This window comes from Scandinavium sp., from assembly GCF_032012665.1.
In the GTDB taxonomy this organism is placed as follows: domain Bacteria; phylum Pseudomonadota; class Gammaproteobacteria; order Enterobacterales; family Enterobacteriaceae; genus Scandinavium.
This window is the reverse complement of sequence record NZ_DALZVG010000042.1, coordinates 1-18,096: the sequence shown is the minus strand read 5'-3', so window position 1 is coordinate 18,096 and position 18,096 is coordinate 1. Positions and strand designations below refer to the sequence as shown.

13 protein-coding genes, 1 tRNA gene and 7 pseudogenes are annotated in these 18,096 nt (G+C 50.1%); 8 read left to right on the top strand and 13 right to left on the bottom strand.

Features of this window, described 5'->3' with window-relative positions:
- A partial coding sequence (trmB, locus tag RTU33_RS21205) for a tRNA (guanosine(46)-N7)-methyltransferase TrmB (RefSeq protein ID WP_312630011.1) occupies positions 1 to 718 on the bottom strand: 718 nt, incomplete at its 3' end.
- Positions 719 to 861: 143 nt separating this feature from the next.
- Here trmB and mutY point away from each other — a divergent pair.
- The 4 genes from mutY to RTU33_RS21185 all read left to right on the top strand — a co-directional run bounded on the left by mutY (position 862) and on the right by RTU33_RS21185 (position 4,895).
- Positions 862 to 1,914 (top strand): A/G-specific adenine glycosylase, encoded by a 1,053-nt coding sequence (gene mutY / locus RTU33_RS21200; protein WP_312630010.1) that lies wholly within the window; start codon positions 862 to 864, stop codon positions 1,912 to 1,914.
- A gap of 25 nt (positions 1,915 to 1,939) precedes the next feature.
- Complete coding sequence (locus tag RTU33_RS21195) at positions 1,940 to 2,215, top strand: oxidative damage protection protein (protein WP_312630008.1); 276 nt, start codon at positions 1,940 to 1,942, stop codon at positions 2,213 to 2,215.
- Positions 2,216 to 2,327: 112 nt separating this feature from the next.
- Positions 2,328 to 3,407 (top strand): membrane-bound lytic murein transglycosylase MltC, encoded by a 1,080-nt coding sequence (gene mltC, locus RTU33_RS21190; RefSeq protein WP_312630012.1) that lies wholly within the window; start codon positions 2,328 to 2,330, stop codon positions 3,405 to 3,407.
- A 225-nt stretch (positions 3,408 to 3,632) separates the two neighbouring features.
- Positions 3,633 to 4,895 (top strand): nucleoside permease, encoded by a 1,263-nt coding sequence (locus RTU33_RS21185; RefSeq protein WP_312630006.1) that lies wholly within the window; start codon positions 3,633 to 3,635, stop codon positions 4,893 to 4,895.
- A 91-nt stretch (positions 4,896 to 4,986) separates the two neighbouring features.
- Here the strand turns inward: RTU33_RS21185 and RTU33_RS21180 are convergent, their stop codons facing one another.
- Complete coding sequence (locus tag RTU33_RS21180; protein WP_312630005.1) at positions 4,987 to 7,122, bottom strand: ornithine decarboxylase; 2,136 nt, start codon at positions 7,120 to 7,122, stop codon at positions 4,987 to 4,989.
- A gap of 536 nt (positions 7,123 to 7,658) precedes the next feature.
- Here RTU33_RS21180 and RTU33_RS21175 point away from each other — a divergent pair.
- Positions 7,659 to 7,734: transfer RNA gene (locus RTU33_RS21175), tRNA-Phe, on the top strand.
- 215 nt (positions 7,735 to 7,949) lie between these two features.
- Positions 7,950 to 8,959: pseudogene (locus RTU33_RS21170) on the top strand (tyrosine-type recombinase/integrase); the annotation flags it as partial.
- Between the two features lie 743 nt (positions 8,960 to 9,702).
- On the opposite strand, the gene RTU33_RS21925 reads toward RTU33_RS21170, so the two are convergent.
- From RTU33_RS21925 to RTU33_RS21160, 3 genes and pseudogenes are all read right to left on the bottom strand, one after another.
- Positions 9,703 to 9,822, bottom strand: a complete 120-nt coding sequence (locus RTU33_RS21925; protein ID WP_409438268.1) for a transposase domain-containing protein — start codon at positions 9,820 to 9,822, stop codon at positions 9,703 to 9,705.
- Positions 9,823 to 9,900: 78 nt separating this feature from the next.
- Positions 9,901 to 10,226 (bottom strand): annotated as a pseudogene (locus RTU33_RS21920) (transposase); the annotation flags it as partial.
- An 89-nt stretch (positions 10,227 to 10,315) separates the two neighbouring features.
- A pseudogene (locus RTU33_RS21160) lies at positions 10,316 to 10,741 on the bottom strand (N-acetylmuramoyl-L-alanine amidase-like domain-containing protein); the annotation flags it as partial.
- Here RTU33_RS21160 and RTU33_RS21155 point away from each other — a divergent pair.
- Positions 10,708 to 11,051 (top strand): annotated as a pseudogene (locus RTU33_RS21155) (transposase); the annotation flags it as partial. The pseudogenes RTU33_RS21160 and RTU33_RS21155 sit on opposite strands and share 34 nt — an antisense overlap.
- Before the next feature lie 164 nt (positions 11,052 to 11,215).
- Here RTU33_RS21155 and RTU33_RS21150 read toward each other — a convergent pair.
- Genes RTU33_RS21150 through RTU33_RS21130 form a run of 5 tightly spaced genes read right to left on the bottom strand, consistent with a single transcriptional unit; the run spans position 11,216 to position 14,645 of the window.
- Positions 11,216 to 11,812 carry a DoxX family protein gene (locus RTU33_RS21150; RefSeq protein ID WP_312630003.1) on the bottom strand — a complete coding sequence of 199 codons (597 nt, stop codon included), beginning with the start codon at positions 11,810 to 11,812 and terminating at the stop codon, positions 11,216 to 11,218.
- A gap of 4 nt (positions 11,813 to 11,816) precedes the next feature.
- Complete coding sequence (locus RTU33_RS21145) at positions 11,817 to 12,554, bottom strand: putative DNA-binding domain-containing protein (RefSeq protein ID WP_312630001.1); 738 nt, start codon at positions 12,552 to 12,554, stop codon at positions 11,817 to 11,819.
- Positions 12,555 to 12,567: 13 nt separating this feature from the next.
- Complete coding sequence (locus tag RTU33_RS21140) at positions 12,568 to 13,398, bottom strand: DUF692 domain-containing protein (RefSeq protein ID WP_312629999.1); 831 nt, start codon at positions 13,396 to 13,398, stop codon at positions 12,568 to 12,570.
- Positions 13,371 to 13,691, bottom strand: a complete 321-nt coding sequence (locus tag RTU33_RS21135) for a hypothetical protein (RefSeq protein ID WP_312629997.1) — start codon at positions 13,689 to 13,691, stop codon at positions 13,371 to 13,373. The genes RTU33_RS21140 and RTU33_RS21135 overlap by 28 nt, the downstream gene beginning before the upstream one ends.
- A gap of 3 nt (positions 13,692 to 13,694) precedes the next feature.
- Positions 13,695 to 14,645, bottom strand: a complete 951-nt coding sequence (locus tag RTU33_RS21130) for an MBL fold metallo-hydrolase (RefSeq protein ID WP_312629995.1) — start codon at positions 14,643 to 14,645, stop codon at positions 13,695 to 13,697.
- Positions 14,646 to 14,933: 288 nt separating this feature from the next.
- Here RTU33_RS21130 and RTU33_RS21125 point away from each other — a divergent pair.
- A pseudogene (locus tag RTU33_RS21125) lies at positions 14,934 to 15,595 on the top strand (IS6 family transposase).
- Between the two features lie 23 nt (positions 15,596 to 15,618).
- Here RTU33_RS21125 and RTU33_RS21120 read toward each other — a convergent pair.
- The 3 genes and pseudogenes from RTU33_RS21120 to RTU33_RS21110 all read right to left on the bottom strand — a co-directional run.
- The gene (locus RTU33_RS21120) at positions 15,619 to 16,281 is read right to left on the bottom strand and encodes a DsbA family protein (RefSeq protein ID WP_312629993.1); all 663 of its coding nucleotides are present in this window, start codon (positions 16,279 to 16,281) and stop codon (positions 15,619 to 15,621) included.
- Positions 16,282 to 16,524: 243 nt separating this feature from the next.
- Positions 16,525 to 17,453: pseudogene (locus RTU33_RS21115) on the bottom strand (YeiH family putative sulfate export transporter); the annotation flags it as partial.
- Positions 17,454 to 17,774: 321 nt separating this feature from the next.
- A pseudogene (locus RTU33_RS21110) lies at positions 17,775 to 17,933 on the bottom strand (IS5/IS1182 family transposase); the annotation flags it as partial.
- Between the last annotated feature and the right edge of the window lie 163 nt (positions 17,934 to 18,096).

Genomic DNA, 18,096 nt, shown 5'->3' with positions numbered 1-18,096 from the left:
ATTTCACCCTCTCGAACATTAAGTCCCATACGCCGTGACCAAGACGATGGCCACGCTGTTCAAATTTGGTTACCGGACGTGATTCCGGACGCGGTACGTAGTCGTTGCTTTCGGAGAGATTTTTATACCCGTCGAGCGACGACATCACTTCCAGCATGTGCTCCGCATAGGCTTCCCAGTCGGTCGCCATGTGGAAAACGCCGCCGAGCTTCAGTTTGCTTTTCACCAGCTCCGCAAAAGGTGCCTGAACGATACGGCGTTTATTATGACGCGCTTTATGCCATGGGTCAGGGAAAAAGAGCTGAACCATGGTTAAAGAATTGTCAGGAATCATTTTGTGCAGCACTTCGACCGCGTCATGACACATCACGCGCAGGTTATCCACGCCCTCTTCGTGGGCCGAAGCCAGGCAGGCACCAACGCCCGGCGAGTGCACTTCAATACCTAAGAAGTTCTGCTCAGGTTTCGCCTTTGCCATGGTGACAAGCGAAGCGCCCATGCCAAAGCCTATCTCCAGCGTGGTTGGCGCATCGCGGCCAAACAGCTCGACGAAATCGACAGGTGCTTCGCTGAACTCAACGCCCATCACCGGCCAATAGTTGTCCAGCGCGTGCTGCTGCCCTTTGGTCAGACGGCCCTGACGGCGGACAAAGCTACGAATACGGCGCAGCGGGCGACCGTTTTCATCAAATTCCGGTGAAATGACGTCGTTGTTCATAAAAAATCTGTCTACCTGGTGAGTGTTCGGGAAACGGGCATTATCCAAACTCAGACGAAGTATGCAAGCCTGGGAAAGATCCGGTTTACAGCCCGGTGTCGCTGTGCTGCAATCTGCGTCCCTGATACAGTGAATCGGTAGCCATGCAAGCCTCACAATTTTCAGCCCAGGTGCTGGACTGGTACGACAAATACGGGCGTAAAACCCTCCCCTGGCAAACAGAGAAAACGCCGTACAAAGTATGGCTCTCCGAGGTGATGTTGCAACAAACGCAGGTTGCTACCGTCATCCCTTATTTTGAGCGCTTTATGGCGCGCTTTCCGACCGTCACCGATCTCGCCAATGCACCGCTTGATGAAGTGCTGCACCTGTGGACCGGCCTTGGCTACTACGCCCGCGCCCGCAATCTGCATAAAGCGGCGCAGCAGGTCGCTACGCTGCACAACGGTAAATTTCCGGAAACGTTTGACGAAGTAGCCGATTTGCCCGGCGTCGGGCGTTCAACCGCCGGTGCCGTGCTTTCTCTTTCGCTTGGTAAACACTTCCCTATTCTCGACGGCAACGTCAAACGTGTGCTCGCCCGCTGCTACGCCATAGACGGATGGCCGGGTAAGAAAGACGTCGAGAAAAAGCTGTGGGAAATCAGCGAAGACGTGACGCCAGCGAAAGGCGTGGAGCGCTTTAACCAGGCAATGATGGATTTAGGCGCGATGGTCTGTACCCGTTCAAAGCCGAAATGCGAACTCTGCCCGCTCAACAGCGGCTGCAAGGCCTGGGCCAGCCACAGCTGGGCGCAGTATCCCGGTAAAAAACCGAAGCAAACGCTGCCGGAACGCGTGGGGTACTTCCTCATTATGCAGCACGAAGATGAAGTGCTGTTATTGCAGCGCCCGCCAAGCGGCCTGTGGGGCGGCCTGTTCTGCTTCCCGCAGTTTGCCACCGAGGAAGCGTTGCGCGAATGGCTTACGGTGCGTCAGATTGACGCGGGTAAGATGATGCAGCAAACCGCATTCCGTCACACCTTCAGCCATTTCCACCTCGATATTGTGCCAATGTGGCTCCACGTGCAGTCCGTTGCCGGATGCATGGATGAAGGCAGCGCACTCTGGTATAACTTAGCCCAGCCGCCTTCCGTGGGGCTTGCGGCTCCCGTAGAGCGCCTGTTACAGCAGTTACGCACCGGTGCTCTGGTCTGAGCGACGGTCATCAAGAGGAATAGTCATGAGCAGAACCATTTTTTGTACCTTCCTGCAGCGCGAGGCTGAAGGCCAGGACTTCCAGCTTTATCCGGGCGATCTCGGCAAGCGTATCTATAATGAAATTTCGAAAGAAGCCTGGGCCCAGTGGCAGCATAAGCAAACCATGCTCATCAACGAGAAAAAACTCAGCATGATGAACCCTGAGCACCGCAAGCTGCTGGAGCAGGAGATGGTGAATTTCCTCTTCGAAGGTAAAGACGTTCACATCGAAGGCTATACGCCGCCAGAAAAACAGTAAAAATGATACTGGCTGCCCGGGTATTTCGTTGCACGGGCGTACAGCGTCAGCAGGCCGGGTACGCATAGCGCCGCCCGGCATGACATAACAGCCAACACGCACTCCCGGAATGATGAAAAAATATTTAGCGCTAGCCCTGATTGCGCCGTTGCTCATTTCGTGTTCAGGCTCTAAAAAAGGAACGCCTTACAACGAAGCCTGGGTGAAGGACACCAACGGTTTTGACATCCTGATGGGGCAGTTTGCCCATAACATCGAAAATATCTGGGGGTACAACGAGGTTCTGGTCGCCGGACCGAAGGACTACGTCAAGTATACCGACCAGTATTATACCCGTAGCCACATAAACTTTGATGCCGGCACCATTACCTTTGAAACCATCGCGGGCACCGATCCGGCAGGTCGTCTGCGCCAGACCATTGTCAAAACCCTGCTGATGGGCGACGATCCCGGCTCGGTCGATCTCTATTCCGACGCCGACGACATCCAGATCTCCAAAGAGCCGTTCCTCTACGGTCAGGTAGTGGACAACACCGGGCAGCCGATTCGCTGGCAGGGGCGAGCTTCCAATTATGCCGACTGGCTGTTGAAGAACCGTCTGCAAAGCCGCAAAAACGGGCTGCACATTATCTACAGCGTGACGATCAACCTGGTGCCGAACCACCTCGATAAGCGTGCGCATAAATATATGGGCATGGTGCGCCAGGCTTCGCGCAAATACGGCGTGGACGAGTCGCTCATTCTTGCCATTATGCAGACCGAGTCCTCGTTCAACCCGTATGCGGTCAGTAATTCCGATGCGCTGGGGCTGATGCAGGTCGTGCAGCACACCGCCGGGAAAGACGTGTACAAGGCGCAGGGGAAATCCGGCACGCCAAGCCGCAGCTTCCTGTTCGATCCGGCCAGCAATATCGACACCGGCACCGCCTATCTGGCAATGCTGAACAACGTCTATCTGAACGGTATTGATAACCCGACGTCGCGCCGCTATGCGGTGATCACCGCCTACAATGGTGGTGCAGGGAGCGTACTGCGTGTGTTCTCCAACGATAAGGTTCAGGCTGCCAACATTATCAACAGCATGGCGCCGGGCGATGTTTACCAGACGCTGACCACCCGCCATCCTTCAGCGGAGTCACGTCGCTATCTGTATAAAGTGAATAACACCCAGAAAAGCTACCGCCGTAAATAATTCCTTCTCAGGCCCGGTTTTCCGGGCCTTCCTGCGTATTTCCCGCCTTCTGATCGCCCCAAAGCGTTAACTGCGTCACCTTTTTGCTCTGCAAAAAAGAAAAGATTGCATTTATTTGCGGGAGGTAACAAAACGCATGACGCCTGAACGATAGAATTGCATCAAATTGACCCCGTAAATGTTTCCACAGCAACACAGCCCGCATCACTTTGTGAGGAAAGTAACATGAACCTTAAGCTGCAGCTTAAAACACTGTCGTTCCTGCAGTTCTGCCTCTGGGGGAGCTGGCTGACCACCCTCGGCTCCTATATGTTCGTCACGCTCAAATTCGACGGCGCAGCTATCGGTGCCGTTTACAGTTCGCTGGGGATCGCCGCCGTGCTGATGCCAACGCTGCTGGGGATTGTGGCGGACAAATGGATCAGCGCCAAATGGGTATACGCATTCTGCCACCTGGTCGGCGCAGGTACGCTGTTTATGGCCGCGGGCGTGACCACGCCGGGGGCGATGTTTGTGGTGATCCTCCTGAACTCGCTGGCCTATATGCCAACGCTTGGGCTGGTGAACACTATCTCCTACTATCGCCTGAAATCCGCAGGCATGGACATCGTCACGGACTTCCCGCCGATCCGCATCTGGGGCACCATTGGTTTCATCATCGCCATGTGGGCGGTGAGCTTCTCCGGTTTTGAACTGAGCCATATGCAGCTCTATATCGGCGCGGCGCTCTCGCTGCTGCTGGCGCTGTTCACCCTGACGCTGCCGCACATTCCGGTCTCCAATCAGCAGAAAAACCAGAGCTGGAGCAGCATGCTGGGCCTCGATGCCTTCGCGCTGTTCAAAAACAAGCGCATGGCGATTTTCTTTATCTTCTCCATGATGCTGGGCGCAGAGCTGCAAATCACCAACATGTTCGGCAACACCTTCCTGCACAGCTTCGATAAAGATCCGCTGTTTGCCAGCAGCTTTATCGTGCAGCACGCCTCGGTAATGATGTCGATTTCGCAGATTTCCGAAACCCTGTTTATCCTGACGATTCCGTTCTTCCTGAGCCGCTACGGTATTAAGAACGTGATGCTTATCAGTATCTTCGCGTGGATGCTGCGCTTCGGGCTGTTTGCCTATGGTGACCCGACGCCGTTCGGCACCGTGCTGCTGGTGCTGTCGATGATTGTCTACGGCTGCGCCTTCGACTTCTTCAACATCTCCGGTTCGGTGTTCGTGGAGAAAGAGGTGAAGCCGGAAATCCGCGCCAGCGCCCAGGGCATGTTCCTGATGATGACCAACGGCTTCGGCTGCATTCTCGGCGGGATTGTCAGCGGAAAAGTAGTGGAGATGTACACCACCAGCGGCATTACCGACTGGAAGAGCGTGTGGCTGATTTTCGCGGCTTACTCACTGGTGCTGGCCTTCGCGTTCGTGGCGCTGTTCAAATATAAGCACGTTCGCGTTCCTGCCGGTACGCAGTCGCAGTCCATCGCACACTAATCCCTCTGACTTGCCCGGCGGCGCTCCGCTTGCCGGGCCTACAAAATCCCCATCACAGGCCTGATAAGACGCGCAGCGCCGCCATCAGGCATTACTTCAAAACGTAGCCATAAAGCCGCTTGATTCCGTCGGCATCTTTCTCGCTGTAAACGCCCTGCAGCTCCGGCGAGAAGCCCGGCAGCAGGTTGACGCCCTCTTCCAGCGCCAGGAAATAGCGTAGCACCGCACCTCCCCAGATTTCACCCGGCACCACGCACAACACGCCCGGCGGGTAAGGCAGCGCGCCTTCGGCAGCAATCCGCCCTTCCGCTTCGCTCAGACGCACCAGCTCCACGTTGCCGCGTATAAACTCGATATTGGCATCCTGCGGGTTCATCACTACGGCCGGGAAGCTCGCCTTGCGGAACATCGCCTTTTGCAGATCCTTCACATCGAAGCTCACGTAGAGGTCATGCATCTCCTGGCATAGCTGACGAATAGTGTAATCGCGATAGCGCACAGGATATTTGTTGTAGACGGTCGGCAGCACGGCGGCAAGCGGCGTATCGTCTTCGATATGCTGTTCGAACTGGCCGAGCATCGCCACCAGTTGGGCCAGCTTCTCCGTACTTTCAGCTGGCGTCAGCAGGAAGAGGATGGAGTTGAGATCGCACTTCTCCGGCACGATACCGTTTTCACGCAGGTAATGCGCAAGGATGGTTGCCGGGATACCAAACTCTGTGTACTCGCCGCTGTCCGCATCGATGCCCGGAGTGGTCAGCAGCAGCTTGCACGGATCGACGAAATATTGATCCTGCGCGTAGCCCTCAAATCCGTGCCAGCGGTCGCCCGGGCCGAAGCTGAAGAACCGCCGTTCTTTGGCAATGGTTTCGGTGGCGTGATCCTGCCACGGACGGCCAGCCACCGTCGGTGGAACGAACGGTTTGATCATCTTGCAGTTGGCGATAATGGCTTTGCGCGCTTCAATACCCAGCGTGACGCACTCCGCCCACAGACGACGCCCGCTTTCCCCTTCGTGGATCTTCGCGTTCACATCCAGAGCGGCAAACAGCGGATAAAACGGGCTGGTTGACGCATGCAGCATATAGGCGTTATTCAGCCGCTTATAAGGGCAGAACCGCGCCTGGCCGCGGATGTGGTTATCTTTCTTATGGATCTGCGAAGTCTGGGAAAAACCGGCCTGCTGCTTGTGTACGGACTGGGTCACAAAAATGCCCGGATCGTTTTCATTGAGGTCCAGCAGCAGCGGCGAGCAGTCCGCCATCATCGGGATAAACTGCTCATAGCCTACCCACGCCGAATCAAACAGGATGTAATCACACAGGTGGCCGATTTTGTCGACGACCTGGCGGGCGTTGTAAATCGTGCCGTCATAGGTTCCCAACTGAATCACCGCCAGGCGGAACGGGCGTGGTTCTGCCGCCTTTTCCGGTGCCACTTCCTGAATCAGGTCGCGCAGGTAGCCATCATCAAAACAGTGCTCATCAATCCCGCCGATAAAGCCAAACGGATTGCGGGCCGCTTCCAGATACACCGGCGTAGCACCCGCCTGGATCAGCGCCCCGTGATGGTTGGATTTATGGTTGTTGCGGTCAAACAGCACCAGATCGCCACGGGTCAGCAGCGCATTCGTCACGACCTTATTTGCCGCCGACGTGCCGTTCAGCACAAACCAGGTTTTGTCGGCGTTAAATACTTTCGCCGCAAACTTCTGCGCCCGCTTAGCGGCACCTTCATGTATTAACAGATCGCCGAGCTTCACGTCGGCGTTGCACATATCAGCCCGGAAGATGTTTTCGCCGAAGAAATCATAAAATTGACGACCGGCCGGATGCTTCTTAAAGAACTCGCCGTGCTGATGGCCCGGACAGGCAAAGGTGCTGTTACCCATCTCAACGTACTGCGTCAGGGTATCGAAAAACGGCGGCAGCAGCGTTTCTTCATAGCGCGCGGCAGCAGCCTCCAGCTCCAGCCACTGCTGCATGCTACCACCGATAACGGCATTCACGCCCTCAGGTACATCGCACGGTTCCTCAGAGAACAGGTACACCGGCAGGTTAAAACCGGTGCGCTTTAGCAAAGTAAGAATGCCGCTGCGGCTGTCCGCAGCAGTGATGACGACTGCCGCCACGTCGGTGAAGTCGGTGCTGTCCAGCGCCACCACGCGACGGTGAGTGGAAAGGCGTGAGACAAGCTCGTGGCTTGCGGCAATGTGCAATGTTTTCATAAGCGCGACTACCCAAATCGGGAGAGTAAAATGCCCGGACGCGACAGCTATCGCGCCCACAAACTGTCCGGGTCTGACTGGTAACCAGCTCCGACCGCCAGACATCAGTAAAAGCAGACGGTCTCTGGTTTTACTGCTGTCCTGCAGTGAGCGTGCGTCGGCCTCACCGCATGGTGAGCATAGAAGATTCTGCGAAGATAAGGGAACGCCCTCGCGGCAGCGCGAAGTGAGTCTGGCAACGATGTTTGACGATAAACATACTGGCGCCCCGGAGGATAGAGGAGAAAATTCGCGCAATGATTGCACCTTTTATAAGAGGGTGCAAGATGCTATCGATATGCATGAATGCATCGGATAAGGCAGAAAAATCGTGATGAAAACCGTTATAAATTCAGTTATTACGCATACAAACCGACACTGTTATAGACGCTGATACTGAGCACTGTTGTAAAAATGGCGAGAGTTTGCGCAGTCCGTCGCGAAACAAACAAATTTCGTTGACGACGCGTGTCGAATCTAGTTTAATGCGCCCCGTTGCCCGGATAGCTCAGTCGGTAGAGCAGGGGATTGAAAATCCCCGTGTCCTTGGTTCGATTCCGAGTCCGGGCACCAAATTCATATCAACGGACCTCCACGGAGGTCCGTTTTTGCATTCCAAGCCCGCCAGAATTAACACTTCTACATTCCCTTAACTCCACCCAACTCAATCAACTTCAACCCGCATCAAGTCCCTCGCGAGGGTACAACTGAGGGTATAGTCTGATTCGATAAAATTTATACCCCTTTGACTATCAGGAGATACCGCCAATGGCGCTCACTGACGCTAAAATCCGTGCGAACAGAAACGAATCAAACAGTCTGTACCCGAAGCAGCTCAGACATTTGAAGGCATAGCAAGACAGTGGCATAAGAGCAATAAAAAATGGTCAGCCTCACATAGTAAGAAGATACTGAAAAGTCTCGAGACTCATGTTTTCCCCTTTATCGGTTCACGTGATATTACCACCCTGAGGACTCCAGATTTACTTATCCCCGTTAAAGCAGTCGAAGCCAAAAAGATATATGAGATTGCAGCCCGCCTTCAGCAGCGCATCTCCGCAATCATGCGATATGCTGCCCAGTCAGGCATGATCAGTTATAACCCTGCCGTGGATATGGCTGGCGCTTTAAACGTCAGCACCGCCCTGCCCTCGCTTTAAATCGTATTTCAGAGCTTCTTGAACGACTGGATGCCTACAGAGGGCAATCACTCACCCGACTAGCGACCAGACTCATCCTGCTTATCTTTATTCGTTCCAGTGAATTACGCTTTGCCAGGTGGTCTGAGATCGACTTAGAGAAAGCAATGTGGACCATACATCCCGAACGGAAACCTATTGAAGGGGTTAAGTACTCTCATCGTGGCTCCAAAATGCGTACAGAGCATCTGGTACCGCTCTCCAGTCAGGCGCTGGAAATACTGAGGCAGAGCCACACCATCAGCGGTGAACACGAACTAATTTTCACCGGCGATCACAATCCATGGAAACCTATGAGCGAAAATACCGTGAATAACGCATTGCGGCTAATGGGTTACGACACGAAAGTGGATGTATGTGGTCATGGCTTCAGGGCAATGGCCTGCAGTTCATTAATTGAGTCAGGATTATGGTCCAGGGACGCAGTGGAACGCCAGATGAGTCATCAGGAGCGAAATGGCATACGTGCGGCTTATATCCATAAAGCGGAATTTCTGGATGAGTGCAGGCTGATGCTGCAGTGGTGGGCTGATTTTCTGGATGCAAATGAGGAGAAGTCAGTGAGCCCATTTTATTTTGCAAAACTCCAGTACGTATAGCAGCTTGCGCCAAAATCAATCAGAATAGTTCACATTAAGCACCTCCGAAATGGAGGTGCTTAACAGAGCGAATTTTTATTTTTTTGATCCAAGATTGCATCCATCGGTTAAATTCACAACAAAAGCAGGCGTTGCATACATCCTGCAATATTGCTCCTTATTGATCGTGTCTAAGGAAAAATACTAACTGCTTATTGCTATACAAAAGCGCAAGATAAAAATTTATAGGGGTCCAACTGCGTTGAACATTCCGTATAGATGCCTACCCGGTTTAGTTATTTGATTAAAAGGCGCTGCATTTATTAGCAGCAATCCCGTCATGGCCTTCGGCGGCTGTTAACCAATTCGTTATTATATAAATCCAACGGCATTGTCTGCCGAGTGCTCACCCCCAAGCCGTTTGGAAGATCTGGTGAACATGGAATTGAATGAAATAACAAACACGGCAGTGACTTCTCCTGCTAGTCACATACCAGATTTTGTGAACGTACATTCCGTTACGATTACGTGCCCTTTGCTGAACTGACCCGGGAAAACTTCGAAAAATATGCTATCGGTTGGAGGGGAAGGATGCAGATGTTGAGTCGCACAGTCTGCATGGCAGAACTGGCCTAGCAGAGAATTGATGTATTTGCGAATAAGCGCAACGGGCGATACAACACATGGCAAGCAAAGCGCTATAAAAAAGTAAGCGCCACGTGAAGGACGTGGGGTAAAAATTACTTTACAGAGAGAGTGACGTTCTAGAGAAGCAGCTCTTTCACACAGTTAGCTGGCCATGTATTGAAAACGCCGATCACGTGACGCAACCATGCTTCTGGCTCGATGCCGTTAAGTTTATAGCTACCGATCAGGCTGTACATGACTGCCGCACTGTCGTCGCCACCATCAGGGACAAAGAACATGTAGTTACGGCGTCCCAGAGCTACCACCCGGAGAGCGTTTTCGCACATGTTGCTGTCTATCTCCACCCAGCCATTGCGACAGTATTGGTTCAGCGCCTCCCATTGTTGCAGCAGGTATGCGAATGCTTTCACCGCATCTGAGTGGCGCGACAGGTGCCCATTTGCTGCTATATCCAGCCGAACAGCGACTGCATCAGCGGAACGCTTCTGGCTTTTCTGGCGGTCAGTCGCTCTTCTGCCGGACTGCTGCGGATCTTCGACTCGATGGCGTACAGCGCCCCGATACGGTTCAGCGCTTCTGTTGTCACTACTGTTGGGTGGCGGACATGAACATCGTGGATCTTGCATCGGGCATGTGCCATACAGGCCGCTTCGGTTACCCTGAACGCGGTGTTAATGATATCCAGTTGTTCGGAGATACTTTCATCCAGCGGTTCCGGTAATGGGCGGGTCACTCGGCCCGCAGCACGACCATGCCCGGTTTCGCGCGCATGTATTCCAGAAACGGCGAATCCACCACTTTTCTGCTGGCGGCCAGCGAAGAGGCATTCCTGAACCATACCTGCCCGTCGTGGCAGACCACAATACCCACATGCGAAACGTCCAGCCCTTCAAGCGGGGAGTAGACGCCGACATAATCCTCGTTTTTCATCTGGTCCAGCATCTGCTGACTGATGGCTTTTCCAGGAATGTATTTTATTTTACGGGAATGAATGCCCAGACCCGGAATGTACTCCCCCCCGTCAGGTTTACGGTTAAGCTGTTTGTCAGCAGTGACATAGTCAGGGCTGACATCCGGCGTGACGTCCCGGGCATTGTGTGGTGCGGTGGCGAACCAGTCAGAGAAGTACAGATACCCTGCGCCACATCGTGTCTGAACAGAAGAACTCCTTGCCGCTTCAGGCCCAGCAATGTGCTGATAACCTGCTGGAACACATTAATCGCATTGAAGATAACATCGCTGAATACGATCGGATCCTGTCTCGTATGGCCAAAGCTGATCACCGTAGTCAGAGGGTGACGGAACTGAAAGGGATTAGCCCCATAACGGCATGTGCGCTGGTCGCCAGTATCGGTAGAATGGACGCCAACTCGCAGTCTGGCTCGGACTTACGCCATCGCAGTACAGCAGTGGCGGTAAATCAAAGCTTGGCTGGCTAACAAAAGCGGCATCAAGGTTAGTCCGTGAGAGATAAATACCGTTCATGGTATTCTATCTCAAAGAGGCGATTCAATCTCCTAACCATCAAGATCAAACATAAGTACACTTTTAGTCCGGCAAAAAGGGGAAACACGGCAGAATGCTCCGGTGTATACTGAGCATTCTGCCGTGTTTAAGAGCGGTTTTGTATTATTTATTACGCCAGACCGGAGTAATTTTTTTCAGCCAGTGATCGACACTGACATATTTACCACCGCCGTAAACCAGCAGAACCAATAGCATGATGAAATAGGTAGCAGAGAATTCGATACCGTTATTAAGAATAATTGGATCACCTAACTGGGTAATATAGTTATAACGGCCCGGGAAGTTCTCAATCAGCCATTGCAGGAAAGCCGTCATACGCTGAGAGGATTCCATACTATTGCTGGCAATGGCCAGCCAACCATGTGACCAGTGAACCATCAGGCTGGCGACACTCATAACCACTATCATCGGAATGGCCAAGATTCGGGTAAACAGACCTAGAGCGATGCAGATCAGGCCAAGCACTTCGGTTGAGGTGGCCAGAAACGCCAGCAACCATGGAAACGGCAGCCCAAGCCCCCCCTCAGCTGTTGATTGCGAAAACCAGGCAACCGTACCGCTAAAACCCATCACTTTGGAATGTGCGCCTTCGTAAATTACCGGAATTAAATAAAGGCGGATAAGCAATAATGCAATGAAATCAACTTTCATGATTTTAGATACAATTAAATTGTACCATGAGATCAGCTTTGTAAGCATAATATTATCCCTTGAACTTTAATGACAATAGTTCATCGTTATTGTTGGCTACCAGCCATGAGTGAAAATGTAATTCAGGTGAATAGCGCGCGGCTTTATTTTTCAATTGCTCCAAGCTCACCATCATTATCCGGTCATTAAGCTCCGATAATAGCTGCACGTCGACCAGACTGAGCCTCTTCTGATAAAGCACATTATTATGTTTACGGTAAAGTGCGTAATAATACAGAAGTGGCATTTCCTCATAATAAAGTTCTCCCTCTTTTAACCAGAATGGTAAGGCAATTATTTTTAGCGTCGGATTCAGCTCGACCTCAATACCATTCAACTGTTCAGGATGCAGCGTTATAAATTGTGATAACGGAACCTCACTGTCATCAATTTCCACTGCGTAAGTCAGCCATTCATATTCCACCAATGCCAGATCACGTGCTGATAGTTGCCCTTTGTCACGCATGAAAAGTAGCAGCTCCGTTGCCACCTGATGAAACTCCGGCTGACTGGCCTGATGCTGTTGAATAAATGCATCCGCAAGCTGGTGAATATCCGCTTCATCCAGGCTACGGCAAAACAGCGGGAAAACGCTTTGCAGTACACCACTAATATTTTCCCTGACGATTTTGCGGTACAGCTTCATGCCACAGGTATACGATTCAGCTGCTGTGCCACTGGCGCGTAGTCGGGCAGAAAACTCAGCTTCTACGGTTGCAAGTGATACAGGCACTGTATGTAGCGTGCTCACAATACCTCCTTGGTTACGCAATATATGCCCGGAGTGCTGCCAGTTCCTCACAGAGGTCATCCAGCGGTGGCACATTGTTATCCCGTTCAAGCAGTAGCGGCCTGTCACCATGAAGATGAAACGTCTGCTTGACCAGTTCCATCACATCTTCCTGCACCGACGTGCCGTGTGTATCGAGCCGAAACTCCTCATATTTTAGGTGGCCCGCGATGTGGTAATACACAATTGCGCCGCCGGGAATACTGCGGATATAGTCAAGCGCATCAAAGCCGTGATTAAAGGCATTGACGTAGACATTATTGATATCCAGTAACATGCCACAACCACTGCGTTGCAATAGCTCTCCCCAGAATTCAGATTCCGGCATCTCACCGGCATAACGGTGATAGGAGGAGACGTTTTCAAGTACCAGCCGCCGCCCCAACAGGTTCTGCACATGATCAATACGTTGCGCGAGATAAGGCAGCGTATCGGCGAATCTCGGCACTGGCAGTAAATCATAGAGATACCCATGCGAGTCACGGGAAAAGCACAGATGATCACTGTAAATATCGATGCAGTATTCATCCAGAAAGCGGCGCACATCGTTAATGTATGTTTCGTTCAATGGACAGACATCGCCGATCGACAGGCTCAGACTGTGGGCAATCAGGGGATATTTTTTGCTGACGTCCGCTAAATACTCCTTTTTTGCGCCACCAATATTCATCCAATTATCGGGTGCCAGTTCAAGAAAATCGATACCCTGGCGCTTTGGTTGCTGTAACAGCGCCAGTATGTGCTCGTTGCGCAGCCCGATACCGGCACTATTCCTAGCTATTTCCCGCATACGCCACTGACACATTTTCCGTGATTTACCTGTTGCGGGGATTCCTGATTTTTAACACCTTCACCTGTCATGCCGCATTTACCATCGCGGGCCCGCACCAATTGATCCTGTGGATCGTGTTTCAGGTTAGCCTGTCCGTAGATTTTTTCCGTACCACATTTACCGCTGGCACATTTTCCGCTATTGGTCGGGGCTTTGTTTTCAATCTTATTGGCCACATTCTCTGCATCCGCAGCAGAAACCGGTGCGATCATTCCTGCGGTCAGCACAGAGCCCACCATGATTGACAATGCGATATCTTTTTTCATTAATTATTCCTTCCCATCAGCTAATGAAATCGGGAAGCAGGAGAGATCGCGGCTGGTATAAACCTTTCCGCGGTAATACTGCTTCACTGTCTTAAGTGACTGATCTTTCAGACGTAGGCCTTTGCCCATAAAGTGGTTCAGTACCAGCACTTTAGGGTTAATTTCGGCAGCAACTTTACCGACCACATCCGGGGCAGCATGCATAAATTTCGATTCGGTATCGGCATTCTCGTCAATCGCCAGGGGCATCACCAGCATGTCAGCGCCTTTGGCGAAAGGTACAAAGGCCTTATTGCTACCATTCTGATCGGCGGAGACGACTATAGTGCCTTTTGTGGTTTCGATACGGAATGCCAGACAAGGCACATCGCCGTGCGGGATCCCCAGAGCGGTAACTTTCATCTCAGCATCCTGATACACCAGTTGCGGCTCTGTCGCGGTATAGTCGATATCTTTGACCTTACTTTCCAGTTGCAACCCATCCGTGGCGTTATACAGACCATTCAGGTATGAATAAGCACCGTCTTCTTTTTTGAACAGATCGTGGAAATATTGCGTCATAGAAGGGAATGCCCCTCCGCCAGCCGGGCCAGCCAGATCAATCACTTCCTTTTTGCGTAAGAAGTAACCGCCTTTGAGGATAGCCGCCAGATCAGAGACATGGTCCGTGTGGAAGTGGGTGATACCGATCAGTTTAAGATCTTCCAGCCGGGCTCCCGACTGACCAAAGCGTAAGAACACACCACCACCGGCATCGATCAGAATAGCGGATTTGCCATTCAACCAGATAACCTCGCCGGATGAAGCCCGTTGATCATCGGTGATTGGGCCGCCTGTGCCAAGAGTTTGCAATGTGAAATCGGTGTTTTCACACTGCAGCCTATCAGCAAGGGAATTAGCAGAAAAAATCAGTGAAAGTGACAGTAGAGCCACCTTGTTTAAACGAGCCTTCATAAAGCAACCTTCCTTAAGTTTAGAGCAAGGGTTTCATTCCCTGCGGTCCCTAACATGATGACTGCAAATTTACATTATTTCGTTAACATATCTAAATATATAGTTTTCGTTATAATTACCACTTATACAGATAAAAAAATCTCGTGCATTGACGCAGTATTTTTGTTAACCAACGCGCGTTGTTGCCTATGGATACTCGTTAGTAGATTCTTTGGGCACAGAAAACCGGTTCTGCCGCATTAAGATAGCTTCCAATAACATGCTGTTTTTTTATGATGCTAACTATTAATGCCTTTGCTCCAAAAAACCTCAAAAGATAACATTACTTCGTCGACATTATCGGCTAGTGTGTTTGCTGGTATCTGACTTACTCACTGAGCTTGCGCGATTTGGAAAATATAATGGCAGAGCGTGGTATTGTTGTTGACTATTCCACACCCCATCGCAGGGTCATACGCCTGGTGCCATTACTGGATAAAGCATTTCTCCATCATAAGTGTGTGTAGGGTGCCGTTGGCGACTGGATGAAACCTACATCAAGGTCAAAGGGCAGTGGAGATATATGTATCGGGCTGTTGACAGTTCAGGTCAGACCATCAGCATTTTGCTGACCGTCTGGGTAATGAAGTAGCGGCATTGCGCTTCTTTCGCAAGACTATCCGTCATCACGGATGAACCTAAAATAGTGACGAAAGATAAAGCGGTGTCAATAACGCTACTCTGCTGGTAAACCTGATGAGGAGAACATCCTCGTCAGGCAAAACAAGTATCTGAATAATCTTGTTGAGCAGGTTCACCGCAATATCAAATGAAAGTTACGAAGGATGCCTGGATTCAAATCATTTCGACGGACCCGGACGCTCCTGGTGGGTATTGAACCAAAGCACATGGTACGGAAAGGGCAATATCAGCATCTGAAAAGTCAGAGCCTATCATCCGCAGAAGTATAACGTGATCTTTCTGAAGTATTAGGTCACAGCTCCAACAGATAGCTCACCACTCCGGCAAACCCGGTGACGTAACCTTCAGGCGTATCAGCATTAATTCCAGAATTATTTATTTTATAGCGACCATTAACGTAATACGATGGCGTGCCAGACACCGAAAATTGTTGCAACGCTGCTTCCTGCTTCGCGATTAACGCCTTCACCACCAGACTATTTTGAGCGCTTTCATATTCAGCAGGTGTCACCCCTGCATGGGAGAAAATGGCTTTAATGTCACTGGCTTTGCGCAAATTTTTAGTTTTTTGCACTGCCTCAAACAATGGTTTTTCGATAGCATCACTCTTTCCCATGACCATTGCGATAGCCCAAGCTTCGGTCAGCTCATTTCCCAGTTTCCCTATTGCACTGACGTGGTATTTGGTGACCATTTTATCGGCAGGCAGGACACGGTTAATCCCCTCGCTGACTGGGTAGCGCTGCGTAAACTGATAGCAGGGTCCGCAATAAAATGAAAAGAACTCGATAACGTCGGGAGCCTGAGCGACAGGTTGTTGTAGAACAGAGTATTGTTCACCTTCTTTGATAGTTGAATTAGCATCGAATGAAAACAAAGCGAATAACATTAATGCAGACATTCCGTTTTTAAAAATCCAGCTCTCTTTTACTGAACATGCATAGTGTGTAATCATCTTTTAAAACCCTTTTATATCGCGGACGCATAGCGTTACCAGAAATTAGTGTGGGTAGCTTAGCATGTACTATCTAAGCTAAATATTGATTAAACAGAACAACCAAACCACTTTTAGTGATTTGGTGCTGTTCCGCTTACGTGGAAAGTTGGTTTTTTATTTTCTTATCAAAGAGTTGCCGTAGCGGAGTCAGTCCATAAATGACTCTAAGGTGTTTTTAGTCATCCTGTTACTTCTCTCACTAAGTTTAGAGAGTTCTATTGTATTAACCACAAGGGGAACTGTTACATAGTTCGCGATGCTCAAGTACGGGAGCAGGTGGAAAGAGTTAAAAATTAAATATAATGGCAAAACATGGAATGGTAACCTTACTTTTTCTACCATCACCTGTTGGGGACAGCTTTTTTTACTCGAGTGGCTAACAGCATAAGGAAAGGGGAAGCATCATTACTCGCAGCATTTTTGAAATCAATACAGAGTTTTCAGCACCAGATGGTATGGCTTGACCTGCGGCAACACCCTAAGCAACCTCGTATACTGAGGAGCGAATATAAACACCGTATGTTTCTGCGTTAAACCAATGACCCAATAATGGGTATATTGCGGGATATAAAAATATGGCGAGAGTGCCGAAAATAACGACCGTGACTATGGCGACAGCAACTTCATTGCCTTTAGCCTTGATTACTGACTTTGCTGCTAAAATTGTGACTTATCCACACATATCACTTCCTGCACCGATTAACCAAAGGGTATGCTTATCAATATGAAACATTTTCCCTCCTAATAAACAGGCCAGAAAAAAGTGGTTGATAGTTATAATATATCGATGACGACACCTTTGAAATCCACTTCTGAAATTTATGAAAATGTCAGTCGGAATCCGTATAAACTGATACCCTTACGTAACAAGTACTGTTTGGAAAACAAAACACCATCATCACATTTTTGCCAAATTTTGGGGTAGATGGTGTTACTTATGAGTAATTCCAAAAAGAATCGCTAACGTCAAGGCGCTGAAACCCGCCCCCGCGATGATGGGGTAGCTACCGTCTCATAATGCAATGCTTGCAATCAGCATGCTCAGAAAAAACAGGAATAAACTTCCAAACCTCCCGACAATATATAATTCGAGTTTTGTTTTTATAATTAAATTTAAAAATGAGTAACATCGGCGATAGGGTTGAGTTCACGCATAAAACTTTTATAGAATATCTTGACAAAAAAACAGCAGGCAGACACTCTTTTTACTATGTAAATAGTTATGCATTAATCACATCGAAAAAGTTATCGGCAAACATTGTCAGAGGTGTTGATGTAATATTTCACATTGATGTAAAGGCTCGGGTTTCCTTTGACATCACTATTCGTTACAACCACGTTTGGTAAAGCTATGGCACTCTTAATTGGTAGTCTTTTTTACCTATATTCATAGGTAGTAGGTCCCCCTGCGTTGGGAAAAATCGCCTTGATGTCATTTGGGCGGTGTCCCTTCATTGCATAACCATTGGTAAAAAAAGCCGGATGCAGTCCAGTTTCACTATTACCAAATAGTTTATCGCCGTCTTGTCATAACAGGTAGTGATGCGACGGTATTCTTTCAGGCGGCCAAAGCATCGTTAAACAACATTGCGATTTTGAGTGGTATCACGAGCGCGTGCTAACCTGGCCATAGTTTTTCCTCTCTGACAGGTCAGACGCTATTGTTATAACGGTTACTGCAGGCCATGACAAGTCGCAGCAGTCAGGCTGCCTACTGAAGAGGATAAACAAAAATAGACCCACTTTGCCCGACTACAATTGGCTTTCTGTCTA